Origin of the sequence: Kocuria sp. CNJ-770, from assembly GCF_001942375.1 — a bacterium.
GTDB lineage: Bacteria > Actinomycetota > Actinomycetes > Actinomycetales > Micrococcaceae > Kocuria > Kocuria oceani.
The window spans coordinates 1-14,992 of record NZ_MKJW01000135.1; the positions used below are offsets into that span (position 1 = coordinate 1).

Consider the following 14,992-nt stretch of genomic DNA (forward strand, 5'->3'; position numbering starts at 1 on the left):
GTTGTTGGTGCCGTAGGTGATGTCCGCGACGTACTGCTGCCGGCGGGTCGCGGGGTCCTGGTTGGCCAGCACCACCCGGTCTCCATGCCGAGGAACCGGTAGACGCGGCCCATCAGGTTCGCCTGGTACTCGGCCAGGTAGTCGTTCACGGTGACGACGTGCACGCCCTTGCCGGTGAGGGCGTTGAGGTAGGCCGGGGCCGTGGCGACGAGGGTCTTGCCCTCACCGGTCTTCATCTCTGCGATGTTGCCGAGGTGCAGGGCGGCGCCGCCCATGAGCTGGACGTCGTAGTGGCGCTGGCCCAGGGTGCGCGAGGCCGCCTCCCGGACCACGGCGAAGGCCTCGGGCAGCAGCCGGTCCAGCGACTCGCCGTCGGCCACCCGGGCGCGGAACGCGTCCGTCTCGGCGCGCAGCTCCGCGTCGCTGAGCTCCCGGAAGCTGTCCTCGAGGCTGTTGATGGCGGCCGTGTAGGACCGCAGCCTCGTCAGGACCTTCTTGTCTCCGGTCCTGAGGACTTTCTCCAGGAATGACGCCACGTGCACACGCTCCTCGGTGTTCGACTGCCGTGTTGGGCTGGTGGGGGGGATTACGGCACCTGCTCCAGTCTACGGGAGCAGGCCCGTTCCGGCGGGCACGGAGGAGCCCGGTGGCGCCGACCACCGGGCTCCTCCGGGGCGGGACCCGGCCGGCTCCCGGCCGGCGGGGTCCCGCGCTCAGCGGTGCGTGCTCAGCGGGCGCCCTCGGTCTGGTACGCCCGGACGCTCTCCTGGGGCTCCTCGCCGTTCTCGCTGAGGCTGATCACGCCGTAGCTCCAGCCCTTGCGGCGGTAGACGGCGGAGGGCTCCCCCGTCTCCTTGTCGAGGAAGAGGTAGAAGTCGTGGCCGACCAGTTCCATGTGGTCGACGGCCTCGTCGACGCTCAGCTCGGCGGCGGGGAACCGCTTGCGCCTGATCTCGACGGGCGTGACCGCGTCGGAGAGGCTCACGCTCTGGTCGAACGCCTCCTGCTCGGCGGTCGCGAGCTCTTCGGGGGTGGTGTAGATGGGTCCGGAACTCGGGACCACGGGCAGGGCGCCGGTGGCCTCGTGAACGGCGGTGGGGCGGTGGGCGCCGCGGTGCACCTTGCGGCGGTCGCGCGCGCGGCGCAGCCGCTCGAGCAGCTTGCTGTAGGCCTCGTCGAAGGCCGCGAACTTGTCGTCGCCGCGCGCCTCGGCCCGCAGGACGGGGCCGCGCCCGGACACCGTGATCTCCACGCCCATGCCCTGGTGGCCCGGCATCGCGTGGTCCTTGGTGACCTTGACATCAATGCGCTGGACCTTCTCGCCCAGCTCCTCGAACTTGACGACCTTCTCGGCGGCGTACTCCTTGAACCGCTCCGGTACGGCGACGTTGCGCCCCATGACGTTCAGTTCCATGATGCCCTCCAGTTGTCGGGGGTGACGTGGGCGGATGGGGCCGCCCACCCGGGAGGATTGTTGCGTCCCGTGACTCAACGTTAGTGGAATCACAGTCGATATTCACCAGCCCCCCCCGAGGCGCCGGGCGGGAATCAGCGGTGAGCGGAACCACCGGCGGGCGCACGGCCGCGAGGACCACGGCGCCCACCACGTCCGCGCCGCCGGCCCGCAGCGCCCGGGCCGCCTCGGCGAGGGTCGCGCCCGTGGTCAGCACGTCGTCGACGACGACGCAGCGGGCCCCGGCGGGCACGGCCGCCCGCAGCGACCCCGCCTGCCGAGTGCGCCGGCCCGCGCGGCCGAGCCGCTTCTGCGCCGGCCCGGGGAGCACGCCGCGGCGGTGCCGCAGGTGCCCGGCGACCGCGGTCCCCGCCGGGAGCACCCCGCGGCGTGCGCAGTCCTCCAGCAGGACGAGCACGGGGTCGAACCAGCGCCGCCGCAGGGCGGACGGCGCCGTGGGCACCGGGACCAGGAGCACCGGCCCCGGCGGCCACGACGGCGCGGCCGCACGCAGGCGGTGGCCAGAGCGGCCGCCAGGACGGGGGCGAGGTCGGTGCGGCCGCCGTTCTTGAACGCCAGCAGGCAGGTCGCCAGCTCGTGGGCGTAGCGGCCTGCGGCGGTGACCGGCAGGCACGGCCCGAGCAGGGGCGCGGCCGAGGAGGCCTCGAACGGCCGGGCGCACGAGCGGCGCAGCAGCATCCGGCAGCCCCGGCACAGGCCGCTGCCCGGCGCCCGGCACACCGCGCACTCCACCGGCACGAGGACCTCGGCGGCCTCGGCCAGCCGGTCCAGGACGCGGACGGCCGCACGGTCCAGGGCGCGGGCGCGGTGCGGTTCGACGGGCATGGGCCCATGGTGGCCCGGAGGACCCGCCCGGCGCGCGGGGCGGACCCGGGTCCGCACGGCCGCGCCTGTGGACCGCGCGGCGCCCGACGACGCGCCGGCGGGCACCCGTGGCGGACGTCCCGCCGGCGGACGGCGGCGGGGGCGTCAGCCGGCGAAGGCGGTGTCCCGCACGTCCTCGCTCTGCGGGGCCCAGGCGTTGCCGGTGAGCATGTGCAGCGTCCCGCCGGCCACGGCGTAGACGGAGGAGGCGCCGTTGCCGCCGCTGAGCCCCGTGAGCCCCTCCAGGCCGGGCAGCTCCCGGTGGCGTCCCGACACGTCGTAGACCCGGGGCCGCACGGACCCGGTCCCGCCGAGCGGGGCGGTCACGAACTCCCGGTCGCTGAGCCACAGCGCCACGTCCGCGTCCACGTCCGCGGCTACCCGGTACGGCTCGTTGAGCCGCTGCGGAGCGCCCCCGGATCCGCGCACCACGCCCGAGAGCCACACCTGCGCGACCCCGTCGTCCTGGGTGACCACCAGCGCCCGCGTGCCGCCGCGGGAGATCCGCAGGGACGTCACCGTCCGCGCGGCCAGCCACGGGGCCTCCACGCGCACCGGTTCCGCGTCCCGGGCCCCGGGGCGCACGGCCCGCACCGTCCCGGCCGAGTCCGCGGCCCACACCCACCCGTGCTCGTCGAAGCTCGGGCGGGTCAGGCCCGTGCCGCTGAAGCGCTCCACGGGCTCCGACGCACGGTCCATGGTCACCAGGCGCCGGTGCCGGCGTCCACGAACGCGAAGTGCTCGGCGGCGGTGTCCATCGCCGGGCTGGAGGGCCGGTGGCCGTCCAGGGACGCGAGGCCGTTGACGACGTCGGTCTGGCCGCCCTGGTAGAACACGAGCCCGCCGTCGCGCAGGCCGATCTGCCGGGACGGCACCGTGACGTCCTCGACCGGGGCCGCGTCGGTCCAACCCGCACCGAGCTCCACGGGCGCGCCGTCCACGAGCAGCTCGACGTCGTTCACGGAGGTGAGCGAGCGCAGGCTCAGCGCGAGCTGGTCGTGCATCCGGCGGTTGGTCTCGATGTTCGCCGGGTCGAAGTCGGGCACGCTGAGCTCCACGGTCGCGGTGCCGTTGCGCACCGGCACCGCCGAGCCCGCCAGCGTGGTGCCGGCGGGGAAGGCGGTGCTCACCGCGCCGCGCAGGTAGGGGGCGGGGCCGCCGAGCAGGCCGCGCACGATCGAGGTGGACACGGGCGTGCGGTCGGGGAACCAGCGCGGGTCCGCGACGAAGTTGCTCTCGTCCGTGTCGGCGAAGTAGAGCTGGTGGGGCTCGAAGATCTCCTCGAAGTCCGTGGCGGTGAGCACGGTGGCGTCGGGGGCGTCCGAGATCCGCCACTGCCCGTCCACCTGGACCACGTCGAAGTCGAGCACCTCGGCGGCCCCGGCGGGCTTGCGCTCGATCACGCCCGTGCCGTCCACGACGGCGGCGACCTCGAGGCTCATCCGGTACTCGTTCTCCTCCAGCCGGGGCACGAGCGACGGTTCGCCGCGGTGCACGATGGTGCGCGCGTCGGGGTGCCAGGTCGCCGCGAGCTCCGGGGTCAGGTACTCCCGGGCCACGGAGTAGTCGTCGCCCACGCCCGTGCCGGCCGCGAGGAAGCCGCGGATCACCTGTTCGGGCGCCGCGCCGTCCTGGGGGCCCGCCGGTGCGACGTCGTAGGTGGGCTCGGCCGTGGTGCGGGTGGGCTCGGCGTGGCGGTGGACCGGCCCGGAGCGCGGAATGGCGCCGCAGCCGCCGAGGGCCACCGCCAGGCACAGGGCGGCGGCCGTCGTGGCCCGGCGGCGGTGGGTGCTGCTCATGGTCGGTCCTCCTCGTCGGCCGGCGCCGCCGGAGGTGTCTCCTCCGGTGGCCGCACGGACGTCAGGACCAGGGTGCCGGTGGCCGTCACCTCCGCCGTCTCCGGGTAGGCGGCGGGATCCGGGGGCAGGCCGACGGGGCTGGTGTCCTCCGGTCCGAGCCGGCGCGCGCGGGTGCGGGGCAGGGTGAGCCGGAAGCAGGCGCCCTCCCCCGGGGCGCCCCAGACGTCGAGGCGCCCCCCGTGCAGCCGGGTGTCCTCGGTCGCGATGGCCAGGCCCAGACCGGTCCCGCCCGTGGTGCGGGCCCGGGCGGGGTCGCGCGCCAGAAGCGGTTGAACACCTTCTCCGCCTCCGCCTCGTCCATGCCGATGCCGTGGTCCCGCACGGCCACGGCCGCCGCGACGTCGGAGGCGCCCACGACGATGTCGATGGGCCGGCCCTCCCCGTGCTCCAGGGCGTTCACGACGAGGTTGCGCAGGATCCGCTCGATCCGCCGCTGGTCGCCCTGGACCGTGCAGCGGGACAGCTCGGAGCGCACCCGCACGGCCGACCCCGAGGAGACGGCGAGCGGGGCGGCGCCCTCCACGACGTCGTGCACCACGGAGAACAGCTCCACGCTGGTCACCTCGAGCCGGGCGGCGCCGGCGTCGAAACGGGAGATCTCGAGCAGATCGGCCAGGAGGGAGTCGAAGCGGTCCACCTGGTGGTAGAGCAGCTCGGCGGACCGCCGGTTGACGGGGTCGAAGTCCTCGCGGGCGTTGAACAGCACCTCCGCGGCCATCCGGACCGTGGTCAGCGGGGTGCGCAGCTCGTGGGAGACGTCGGAGACGAAGGTCTGCTGCATCGAGGAGAGCTGCTCCAGCTGGGTGATCTGCTCCTGCAGGCTGTCGGCCATCCGGTTGAAGGAGCGCGCCAGCCGGGCGACCTCGTGCGAGCCGCTGACCGGCAGGCGCACCCCGAGGTCGCCCTCGGCGAGCTGCTCGGCCACCCGGGCCGTGCTGGAGACGGGGCGGACGACCTCCCGGGTCACGTACCAGACGATCGCGCCCACGAGCAGGAGCAGTACCACGACCGACAGCAGCAGCACCGCGTGCATCGCGTCCAGGGTCCGCTGGGGCTCGGAGAAGTCGTAGACGAGGTAGAGCCCGTAGCGGGAGTTCTGGTAGAGCTCCACCACCGTGCCCACGACGACGACGGGGACCTCGTCCCCGTTCTCCGTCATGGGCACCGACGCGGGCTGCCAGAACACCCCGTCCTGCTCCGCGAGGCGCTTCTGCAGCTCCTGCGGGACGGTGCTCGACGTCATCCACGGGCTCTGGCTCTGCGCCGGGATGAGGGTCTGCCCGCTCGTGTAGTCCATCGGCAGCAGGATCCAGCGCTCCGTCTCGGCGCCGTCGACCGAGAGGGCGCCCAGGGTGGAGGCGACGAGCGCCTGCAGCTCGTCGCGGTCCGAGGCGTCGGAGGCGTCGAAGCTGGCCTGCACCTGCTCGAAGTCCGCGGTGGCCGAGGCGAGCACCTGGTCGAGGCGCTCGTTGAAGAGCCGGTCGGCGATCTGGTGCGAGAGGAAGCTGCCGGTGACGAAGAACGCCAGTGCCGTCAGGGACAGGGACACGGCGATGGCGCGGAACTGCAGGGACTGCCGCCAGCGGCGCGCCAGGAGGAGCCGGAACAGCTGCAGGCGGCGGCCCGTGGCGCGGGCCGGCCCGCGGCGCCGGGGGGAGGCGACGGCGTCCTGCGGGGTCATCGGGCGGACGAGCCCGCCTTGTAGCCGACGCCGCGCACGGTGACCACGATCTCGGGGTTCTCCGGGTCCCGCTCGATCTTGGAGCGCAGCCGCTGCACGTGGACGTTGACCAGCCGGGTGTCGGCGGCGTGCTGGTAGCCCCACACGTCGCGCAGCAGCATCTCGCGGGAGAAGACCTGGTGCGGGGCCCGGGCCAGGGCGGTGAGCAGGTCGAACTCGAGCGGGGTGAGGTTGATCTCGTGGTCGCCGCGGTGCACGCTGTGCCCGCTGACGTCGATGGTCAGGTCACCGATCCGCAGCTCGGAGGAGTGGGCGCGCTCGACCGGGCGCAGGCGGGCTTTGACCCGGGCCACGAGCTCGGCCGGCTTGAAGGGCTTGGGCACGTAGTCGTCGGCGCCGGCCTCCAGCCCGCGGACGACGTCGACGGTGTCCGACTTCGCGGTGAGCATCACGACCGGGACGTCGGAGATCGTGCGGATCTCGCGGCAGACCTGGATGCCGTCCTTGCCCGGGAGCATGAGGTCGAGCAGCAGCAGGTCCGGGCGCACGGCGCGGAACGTGTCCACGGCCGTGCCGCCGTCGTAGCAGAAGACGGGCTCGAAGCCCTCCGCGGTCAGGACGATCCCGATCATCTCCGACAGGGCAGCGTCGTCGTCGACGACCAGTATTCGCGCGTTCATCGCCTCTCCGCTGGGATCGGGCGGGCCCGCCGGAGGCGGCTCCTGCCGTGGCCCCGGGAGGTCCGGGGCACCGTGCTGGACCGGGGTCCACCTGCATTGTCCCCGATCCCGGCCGGGGCGCGCACCTCGGCGCGCAGTGTGTCGGCTCCCACGGGTGCCCCCTCAGGCCTCGGCCGCGGTGCGGGCGAGGGCCGAGGCGGTCCCGGTGACGCGGGAGAGGACCTCGCGCACCCCGTCGGGGCCCAGGGCGAGGAGGTCCTCCCGGGGCGTGATGCGCACGCGGTCCAGGGCCGCCGCGGGCAGCCCCAGGTCGCGCCAGATGCCCCACACGGCCGCGGCGAGCGCGTCGGCGCCGGCACCGGCGGGGGGCACGGGGACGAGGCCGAGCCACAGCTCGGTGCCGTCCTCCACGAGCGCGGCGAGCGGTTCCCAGGCGCGGGCGGCGCCTCCGGGACGGTCAGCTGGACGGCGTCGGCGCCGGCCTCCGGGGCCAGCCGGGGGTCGACCCCGGGGGGCAGCCGCAGCGCGACGGCGGCGGCCCCGGCCTGGCGGCAGGCCTCGACCACGGCGGCCAGCGAGGTCCGGGCCTCCGCCGCGGGCACGGCCCGCAGGGTGCGGTAGCCGCTCATCGTGGGCAGGGTGCCCGCGAGCACCTGCGCGAGGTCCGGCTCGTCCAGCTGGACGACGACCTCGCGGCCGGGCGCCGCGGCCCGCACGGCGCACACGTGCGCGGCGACCCCGGAGCCAGGGAGTCGCGCAGGTCGCGGCGGGCGCCGTGGTCCTTGAGGGCGCGCTCCCCGGCGTGCAGGTGCAGCCGGGCGGCGAGGGTGAGCGGGCCGAGCAGCTGGGTCTTGACCGGGGCGTCGTCACCGCCGCTCTCGGCGCCGATCACGTCGGCGAGGACGTTGACGTCGCCGGCCAGCAGGGCCCGGGCGGCCCGGGAGTCCTTGCCGGGGACCCCGGAGACGCGCAGCCCGTGCGGCTGGCGGTCCGCGTGGAGCTCGTCGAGCACCGCCGCGGTGCGGGCCACCGGGTCCGCGGCCGGTCCGCGGGCGGGCAGGGACGGCAGGAAGGAGAGGTGCGGGGCGCCGAGCTCGCCGCGCAGCAGCGTGACGGTCTCCACCACGTCGGTGCCGGGCATCGCGCCCAGGGCCGTGCCCACGACGTGCGGGACGTCCGGGTCGGTGCGCCGGGGGTCGGGTGCGCGGTTCACGACTCGTCCGGGTCCTGCCGCCGGTGGTCCTCGGAGATGGCCACGTGGTGGCGGATGACCTCGCTGATGATGAAGTTCAGGAACTTCTCCGCGAACTCCGGGTCCAGCTGGGCGGAGGCGGCGAGGGCGCGCAGCCGGCCGATCTGGGCCGTCTCGCGGTCCGGGTCCCCGGCCGGCAGTCCGTGGGTGGCCTTGAGCACCCCGACGCGCTGGGTGGCCTTGAACCGCTCGGCGAGCAGGTGCACGAGGGCCGCGTCGATGTTGTCGATGGTGCCGCGGATGGACTGCAGCTCGGCGAGCACCCGGGGGTCCGCCTCGCCCCGCAGCGAGGACGCCGCGGGGTCGAAGTCGTGGTGGGCACGGACGTCGGCGGAGGCGTGGGGGTGCGGAGCGCTCATGCCCGCCAGTCTATCGGCCGGCGCCGGGCCCGCTCGCGACGTCGGGGCGGGCCAGCGAGTGCGCCCGGTCCACGGTGGCCTGCCCGAGCACGCGGGTGCCCTGGTAGAGCACGACGGACTGCCCGGGGGCGACCCCGCGCAGCGGCTCCTCGAGCCGGACCACCAGCTCGGGCACCGGGGCGCCGCCGGCACCCTCGACGAGCTCCAGGTGCGCCCGGGCGGCCACCGGGTCCCCGTGCGCACGGACCTGCGCCCGGACGGGGAACGACGACGTTGCCTCCCCCGCCGCTGCCCCGGGCCGCAGCACCGGCGCCGCCTCGGGCACGGGCGCCCCGGCCCAGGAGGGGCGGATCCCGCGCAGCTCGTCCACGGCGAGCATCGACTCCGGGCCCACGACGACCTCGTTGGTCTTGGGCCGGATCTCCAGCACGAAGCGCGGCTTCCCGTCGGGGGCGGGGGTGCCGATCCGCAGGCCCCTGCGCTGGCCCACGGTGAAGGCGTTGGCCCCGGGGTGGGTGCCGACGACGGTGCCCTCGACGTCGCGGATCTCGCCCTCGCGCATCTCGATGCGCTCGGCGAGCCAGCCGCGGGTGTCGCCGTCGGGGATGAAGCAGATGTCGTGGGAGTCGGGCTTCTGCGCCACGGACAGGCCCCGCCGGGCCGCCTCGGCCCGCACCTCGGCCTTGGACGGGGTGTCGGCCAGCGGGAGCAGCACGTGCTCGAGCTGCTCGGCGGTGAGCACCCCCAGCACATAGGACTGGTCCTTGGCCCAGTCCGCGGCCCGGTGCAGCTCCCGCCGGCCGTCGGCGTCCTGGACGACCTTGGCGTAGTGGCCGGTGCACACGGCGTCGAAGCCCAGGGCGAGGGCCTTCTCCAGCAGGGCCGCGAACTTGATCTTCTCGTTGCAGCGCAGGCACGGGTTGGGCGTGCGCCCCGCGGCGTACTCGGCGACGAAGTCGTCGACCACGTCGGCCTGGAAGCGCTCGGAGAAGTCCCACACGTAGTAGGGGATGCCCAGCACGTCGGCGGCGCGCCACGCGTCCCGGGAGTCCTCGATCGTGCAGCAGCCGCGGGAGCCGGTGCGCAGGGTGCCGGGGGTGCGGGAGAGGGCCAGGTGCACGCCCGTGACGTCGTGGCCGGCGTCGACGGCCCGGGCGGCCGCCACGGCCGAGTCGACGCCGCCGCTCATGGCTGCCAGTACTCGCACGGTCGGGTCCTTCCCCTGCGCGGGGGCAGGTGGGTCGGGATCGGGGGTCGTGATCGGGGGTCGTGATCGGGGGTCGTGGGCTCGAACGACCCGGTGCCGGGGCCTATTCCCGGCCCGGGGCGCGGGCTCAGGCCGGGGGCGCCCCGGAGAGCCCGGCGCGCCGGGCCCGGGCGTGGACCTCGGGCAGCGCGTCGAGCAGGGCGTCGACGTCGGCCTCGGTGCTCGTGCGCCCCAGGCTGAATCGCTGGGCCCCGCGGGCCGCGGCCTCGTCGAGGCCCATGGCCAGCAGCACCGAGGCGCCCGGGGCACCCCGGCGTGGCAGGCCGAGCCGGTGGAGGAGGCGATCCCGGCGCCGTCGAGCAGGAACAGCAGCGAGTCCCCCTCGCACCCCGGGAAGGTGAAGTGGGCGTTGCCGGGCAGCCGGGCGCCCGTGTGCTCCGGGTCCTCCGGTCCGCGCAGCACGGCCTCCGGCACGGCCCGCCGCACGCCCTCCACCAGGCGGTCGCGCAGGGCCGCGAGCCGCTCGGCCTCGTCCGCCCGCTCGGCCACGGCCTCCCGGGCCGCGGCCCCGAAGCCGGCGAGCGCGGCGGCGTCGAGGGTGCCGGAGCGGATCCGGCGCTCCTGCCCGCCGCCGTGCTGGACGGGGGCGAGCCCGACGGCGCGCCCGGCCACGAGGGCTCCCGCGCCCACCGGCCCGCCCACCTTGTGCGCCGAGACGGCCAGCGTGGTCAGCCCGGGCAGGTGCGCGTCGACGGGCAGGGAGCCGAAGGCCTGGACGGCGTCGCAGTGGAAGGGGACGCCGAACTCCTCGGCGAGCGCGGCCAGCTCCGCCACGGGCTGGACGGTGCCGACCTCGTTGTTGGCCCACATCACGCTCAGCAGCGCCACGGAGCCGGGGTCCCGGGCCAGCTCCGCCCGGACCGTCTCCGGGTCCACCCGGCCCGCGGCGTCGACGGGCAGGTGCACGGGCTCGGCACCCTCGTGGGCGGCCAGCCACTCCACGGTCTCGGCGACCGCGGCGTGCTCCACCGAGGAGACGAGGATGCGGCGGCGGCGCGGGTCGGCCTCCCGGCGGTGCCGGTACAGGCCCTGCACGGCCAGGTTGTCGGCCTCGGTGCCCCCGGAGGTGAAGATCACCTCGACGGGGTCCGCGCCGAGGGCCGCGGCGACGTCGTCGCGGGCCTGCTCGACCACCGTGCGCGCCGACCGCCCGGCCCGGTGCAGCGAGGAGGGGTTGCCGCCGCGGGCCAGCTGCTCGGTGACCGCGGCGAGCGCGGAGGGCCGGAGGGGCGCGGTGGCGGCGTGGTCGAGGTAGACGGGACGGTGCGGCACGCCCTCCAGTCTAGGCCGCCGGACCGGGCGCCGGCCCGGCGTCCGTAGACTGGCGGGCATGCTCCGCATCCTCTTCCACACCCCCGAGATCCCGGGCAACACCGGCAACGCGATCCGTCTGGCCGCCGTCACCGGGGCCGAGCTGCACCTCGTGGAGCCCCTGGGCTTCGACTTCGGCTCCGCGCACCTGCGCCGGGCCGGCCTCGACTACCACGACCTCGCCGTGCTGACCGTGCACCCGGACCTGGAGACGGCCTGGGCGGCGCTGGCCCCGGAGCGGGTCTTCGCCTTCACCACGGACGGGGAGCTGGCGCACACCGACGTCGCCTACCGCCCCGGCGACGTGCTGCTGTTCGGCCGCGAGTCCGTGGGGCTGCCCCCGGAGGTCAAGGCGGACCCGCACGTCACCGCGCGGGTCCGGATCCCGATGCTGCCCGCCCGCCGCTCGCTCAACCTCGCGAACTCGGCGTCCATCGCCGTCTACGAGGCCTGGCGGCAGCTGGGCTTCGCCGGCGCCGGCCGGTAGCCCGGCCGGCGCGCGCACCGGATCAGGACTGCTCCGCGGCGTCCCCGACGGTCACCTCGACGGTGCGCTCCTCGCCGTCGCGCAGGAACGTCATGCTGCCGGTCCCGCCCGCCGGCAGCTCCCGCACGGCGGCGGTGAGGGAGTTCGCGTCCTCGATCCGGTGCCCGTTGAACTCGGTGACGACGTCGTCGACCTCCAGCCCGGCCTCGTCGGCCGGCGAGCCGGGGACGACCTCGCGCACCACGGCGCCGTCGGAGAACGCCCGGCTCTGCCCGTCGGCGGCGGGCGCGGCGCTGACGCTCGTGCCGAGGTAGCCGTGGCTGGCGGTGCCGTCCGCGATGATCTCCTCGGCCACGCGCCGGGCGGTGTCGACCGGGATCGAGAAGCCGACGCCGATGTTGCCGGCCTCCGTGCCGGCCCCGGCCGAGGCGATCGCCACGTTGATCCCGATCACCTCGCCGTCGGTGTTGATCAGCGGACCGCCCGAGTTGCCCGGGTTGATCGCGGCGTCGGTCTGCATCACGTTGAGGTAGACCGACGCCGCGGCGCGCTGCGAGCCCCCGCCCCGGCCCTCCTCGTCGGGGAGGTCGAAGAAGAAGTTGTTGCCGTCGCCCTGCTCGGAGCCGCCCTCGGAGGGCGTGGACGGCGCGGCGGAGGAGGCCACGGCGATGGTGCGGTTCAGGGTGGAGACGATGCCGTCGGTCACCGTTCCCGCGAGCCCGAGGGGGGCCCCGATCGCGATCGCCGTGTCGCCCACGTTGACGTCGTCCAGGGAGCCGAGGGTCGCCGGCGTCAGGCCCGGGACGTCGACCTTGAGCACCGCGAGGTCGGAGAGCGGGTCCGTGCCGACCACGGTGGCCGGGTGGACGCTGCCGTCCTCGAGCTGGACCTCGATGCCGGGGTCGCTGGCCGTGCCGTCGAGCGTGACCACGTGCGTGTTGGTCAGGATGTGGCCCTCGTCGTCGAGGATCACGCCGGAGCCGGAGCCGGACTGACCGCCGCCGGAGGCGGAGATCGTCACCACCGACGGGGAGGCCTTGAGCGCCGCCGCGGTGACCGCGTTCACCTCGTCCTGGTCGTTGACGATGATCGACTCCGACGTCGAGCCGCTCGTCACCGGAGCGGCGCCGCCTCCGTCCAGCAGGGCGTCGGTCCCCACGGCCGCCCCCGCTCCCACGAGCGCGGCGAGCGCCATCCCGGTGACGAGCGCGCCCGCCGAGAAGCCCCGGCGCCGGCCGGGACGGGCCCCCTCGGACCCGTCCCCGCCGCCGCTCCCCCACCCGGGCTGCGCGGCGGGCTGTCCGGGTCCGGGCTGCGCGGCCCCGTAGACGGGCCGGGCACCCGGTGCGGGTGCGCCGGCGGGCGGCCAGGGAGCCTGGGACGGGCGGTCGCCGACCGGCGGGATCGGCTGCGTGTGCTGGGTCTCGGCGTCGAAGCGCGGGTCGCGGGGCTCGGACATGGGGGCTCTCCTCCTGGGAACGGCCGGGCCCGGCCCGCCGGGAAGGGCGGTACGGGCGGATCTGCTCCCCAGTATCCCGGTCGGCACTGAAACGACGCTGAGAGCCCTCACCGCCGGCCGGGAGTTGCCCGGGAGTGGCTCGGACGAGCTCTGGGCGCGACCCGGACGTCCGCGGTGCGGCCGACAGCCCCCTTCCGGTTTCGCCCTGCGCGTAGGAAACCCGCCGTCCGGGACGGCGCCGCGGCCCCGCCCTAGAATCGAGACCACCGACCACGTGAGGGAGATCATGCACTGGTGCCCCGTGTCCCGCCGCGCCGCCGCCGGCTGCGGCCTGGCGCTCGCCCTGCTCGTGCCCGTGGGAGCGGCCGTCGCCGAGCCGCCCGTGGACGTGCCCCCGGGCGAGCGCATCGTCGACGACTCCGGGGTGCTGCAGGACCCCGCGGCACTGGAGGCGGACGTGCGCGACCTCGCCACGGAGGAGGGCGTCAACCTCACGACGGTGTTCGTGGACACGTTCACCAGTCCGACCGCGCCCGACGCGTGGCTGGAGGAGTTCGCCGCGCTCAACGGCTTCGGCAGCTCCGACGCGGTGCTGGTCGTGGCCACCGAGGACCGCCAGGCTCGCTTCGCGGCCTCCTCGGCCGGCCCCTTGGACCAGGCGCAGCAGGAGCGCATCTACCGCGAGCACATCTCCCCCGCCCTGTCCTCCGGGGACTGGGACGGCGCGGTCCGCGGAGCGGTCGAGGGCATCGACGCCGAGCTCAACGGCACCGGCGGCGGCGAGGAGGGTGCCTCCGGCGCCGGTGCGGGCGCGGGCATCCTGGGCCTCGGCGCCCTGGGCCTGGGCGGGCTGGCCGTCTACGGCATCGCTTCCCGGAACAAGAAGCGCCGGCAGCGCGGGCACCCGCAGGACGGCCGGCCGGCCGCGCAGGAGCACCCGGCCGGCCCCTATCCGGACGTGCCGGTGCCCGAGCTGCGCAAGCGCGCCGGGACGCTGCTGGTGGCCACCGACAACGCGATCCAGCACTCCGAGCAGGAGCTGGCCTTCGCCCAGCTGCAGTACGGGGACGAGCAGGTGGAGCCCTTCCGCCGTGCCGTCCAGGACGCCAAGAAGCACATGCAGGCCTCCTTCGCCCTGCAGCAGCAGCTCGAGGACCACATCCCGGACACCGAGGAGCAGCAGCGGGCCTGGCTCGCCGAGATCATCGCCCGGTCGCAGGACGCCCAGCGCCCCCTCCAGGAGCACCAGAAGGCCTTCAGCTCCCTGCGGCAGCTGGAGACCCGGGCCCCGGACGCGCTGGCGGACGTCCAGCGCGAGGCCGAGGCCGTGCGGCCCCGCTTCGGCACCGCCGACGCCCGGCTGCGCGAGCTCGCCGGCCGCTACAACGACACCGCGCTCGCCCCGGTCCGCGACAACATCGACCAGGCCCGCGACCGCCTCGACTTCGTGGGCGCCGCCGTGGACGAGGCCCGCGAGGAGCTCGCGGCCGGCCGCACGAGCGACGCCGTGGTGGACATCCGCGCGGCCGAGGAGGGCGTGGGCCAGGCCCGGGGCCTGCTCGACGCCGTGGACCACGCCGCCACAGAGCTCGCCGCCGCCGAGGAGTCCCTCCGGGACGCCGTGACGATCGCCCAGCGGGACGTCGCCGAGGCGGACGCCCTCGTCCGGCGCGGGTCCAACCCGGAGCTGGCCGGGGCCGTGGCCGGGGTCGCCGCCGTGCTGGGCACCGTCGAGGAGCAGATGCGCGCCGGGCGGATCGACCCGCTCGGGCTCAGCCGCCGGCTGGCCGTGGCCAAGGACGAGCTCGACAAGGGGCTCGCCTCCGTGCGCTCGCAGAACGACCGCGACCGCTCCGCGCGGGAGACCCTGGCCCACACCCTCGTCTCCGCGCAGGCCCAGGTCAGCTCGGCCAGCGAGTACATCTGGGCCCGCCGCGGCGGGGTGGGACCGGAGGCCCGCACCCGCCTCGCCGAGGCCGAGCGCTGCCTGGAGGCCGCCCAGCAGGCACGGCAGTCGCAGCCCTCCGAGGCTGTGGGCTACGCCAACCAGGCGATCCGGCTCGCCGGCGAGGCCCAGTACGCCGCGCAGCGCGACGTGGAGTCCTTCTCCTACGGCGGCTTCGGCGGGTCGATGGGCATGGGCGGCTACCGGGGCCGGTCCAACAGCGGGCTCGGCGGGGCGATGCTCGGCGGGATCCTGCTCGGCTCCATCCTCAACGGCGGCGGCGGCTTCGGCGGGGGCGGCTTCGAGCGGCGGCGACGGTGTGGCGGCGGGTCGGCGGCAGCGTCGCGGCGGCCT

At 75.7% G+C, this 14,992-nt stretch carries 14 protein-coding genes and 3 pseudogenes; 2 read left to right on the forward strand and 15 right to left on the reverse strand.

What is annotated here, in order from left to right:
* The 14 genes and pseudogenes from BJF77_RS16495 to BJF77_RS20885 all read right to left on the reverse strand — a co-directional run.
* Positions 1–536, reverse strand: a pseudogene (locus tag BJF77_RS16495) (preprotein translocase subunit SecA); the annotation flags it as partial.
* Between the two features lie 191 nt (positions 537–727).
* On the reverse strand, positions 728–1,414 hold the full coding sequence (gene hpf / locus BJF77_RS16500; protein ID WP_047802454.1) for a ribosome hibernation-promoting factor, HPF/YfiA family: 687 nt from the start codon (positions 1,412–1,414) through the stop codon (positions 728–730).
* The gene (locus BJF77_RS22865; RefSeq protein ID WP_369821433.1) at positions 1,302–1,706 is read right to left on the reverse strand and encodes a phosphoribosyltransferase family protein; all 405 of its coding nucleotides are present in this window, start codon (positions 1,704–1,706) and stop codon (positions 1,302–1,304) included. Before BJF77_RS22865 ends, hpf begins: the two co-directional genes overlap by 113 nt.
* Entirely contained in the window at positions 1,664–2,299 is a 636-nt protein-coding gene (locus BJF77_RS22135; protein ID WP_255396324.1) for a hypothetical protein, read from the reverse strand. Before BJF77_RS22135 ends, BJF77_RS22865 begins: the two co-directional genes overlap by 43 nt.
* Before the next feature lie 144 nt (positions 2,300–2,443).
* A complete protein-coding gene (locus BJF77_RS22140) occupies positions 2,444–3,037 on the reverse strand; it encodes an LpqB family beta-propeller domain-containing protein (RefSeq protein ID WP_255396325.1) in 594 nt (197 codons plus the stop codon).
* 2 nt (positions 3,038–3,039) lie between these two features.
* Entirely contained in the window at positions 3,040–4,137 is a 1,098-nt protein-coding gene (locus tag BJF77_RS22145) for a GerMN domain-containing protein (RefSeq protein WP_255396326.1), read from the reverse strand.
* Positions 4,134–4,460, reverse strand: a complete 327-nt coding sequence (locus BJF77_RS22870) for an ATP-binding protein (RefSeq protein ID WP_369821434.1) — start codon at positions 4,458–4,460, stop codon at positions 4,134–4,136. Before BJF77_RS22870 ends, BJF77_RS22145 begins: the two co-directional genes overlap by 4 nt.
* A gap of 44 nt (positions 4,461–4,504) precedes the next feature.
* Positions 4,505–5,878 (reverse strand): annotated as a pseudogene (gene mtrB, locus BJF77_RS16515) (MtrAB system histidine kinase MtrB); the annotation flags it as partial.
* On the reverse strand, positions 5,875–6,558 hold the full coding sequence (gene mtrA / locus BJF77_RS16520; protein WP_047802251.1) for an MtrAB system response regulator MtrA: 684 nt from the start codon (positions 6,556–6,558) through the stop codon (positions 5,875–5,877). The pseudogene mtrB and the gene mtrA, both read right to left, overlap by 4 nt.
* Positions 6,559–6,720: 162 nt before the next feature.
* Positions 6,721–6,969: a hypothetical protein gene (locus BJF77_RS20250; protein WP_139318622.1), complete on the reverse strand. Its 249-nt coding sequence runs from the start codon at positions 6,967–6,969 to the stop codon at positions 6,721–6,723.
* Between the two features lie 214 nt (positions 6,970–7,183).
* The gene (locus BJF77_RS20255) at positions 7,184–7,771 is read right to left on the reverse strand and encodes a hypothetical protein (RefSeq protein WP_139318623.1); all 588 of its coding nucleotides are present in this window, start codon (positions 7,769–7,771) and stop codon (positions 7,184–7,186) included.
* On the reverse strand, positions 7,768–8,169 hold the full coding sequence (locus BJF77_RS16530; RefSeq protein WP_047802252.1) for a chorismate mutase: 402 nt from the start codon (positions 8,167–8,169) through the stop codon (positions 7,768–7,770). Before BJF77_RS16530 ends, BJF77_RS20255 begins: the two co-directional genes overlap by 4 nt.
* A gap of 10 nt (positions 8,170–8,179) precedes the next feature.
* Positions 8,180–9,376 (reverse strand): tRNA 2-thiouridine(34) synthase MnmA, encoded by a 1,197-nt coding sequence (mnmA, locus tag BJF77_RS20880; protein WP_075872858.1) that lies wholly within the window; start codon positions 9,374–9,376, stop codon positions 8,180–8,182.
* Positions 9,377–9,503: 127 nt separating this feature from the next.
* Positions 9,504–10,708, reverse strand: a pseudogene (locus tag BJF77_RS20885) (cysteine desulfurase family protein).
* Positions 10,709–10,766: 58 nt separating this feature from the next.
* Here BJF77_RS20885 and BJF77_RS16545 point away from each other — a divergent pair.
* Positions 10,767–11,234, forward strand: a complete 468-nt coding sequence (locus BJF77_RS16545; RefSeq protein WP_047802255.1) for a tRNA (cytidine(34)-2'-O)-methyltransferase — start codon at positions 10,767–10,769, stop codon at positions 11,232–11,234.
* Positions 11,235–11,256: 22 nt separating this feature from the next.
* Here BJF77_RS16545 and BJF77_RS16550 read toward each other — a convergent pair whose 3' ends face one another.
* Positions 11,257–12,693: a S1C family serine protease gene (locus BJF77_RS16550; RefSeq protein WP_075872855.1), complete on the reverse strand. Its 1,437-nt coding sequence runs from the start codon at positions 12,691–12,693 to the stop codon at positions 11,257–11,259.
* 286 nt (positions 12,694–12,979) lie between these two features.
* On the opposite strand from BJF77_RS16550, the gene BJF77_RS16555 reads away from it, so the two are divergent.
* Positions 12,980–14,992, forward strand: a 2,013-nt coding sequence (locus BJF77_RS16555) for a YgcG family protein (RefSeq protein WP_075872856.1), incomplete at its 3' end; no start/stop codon positions are given.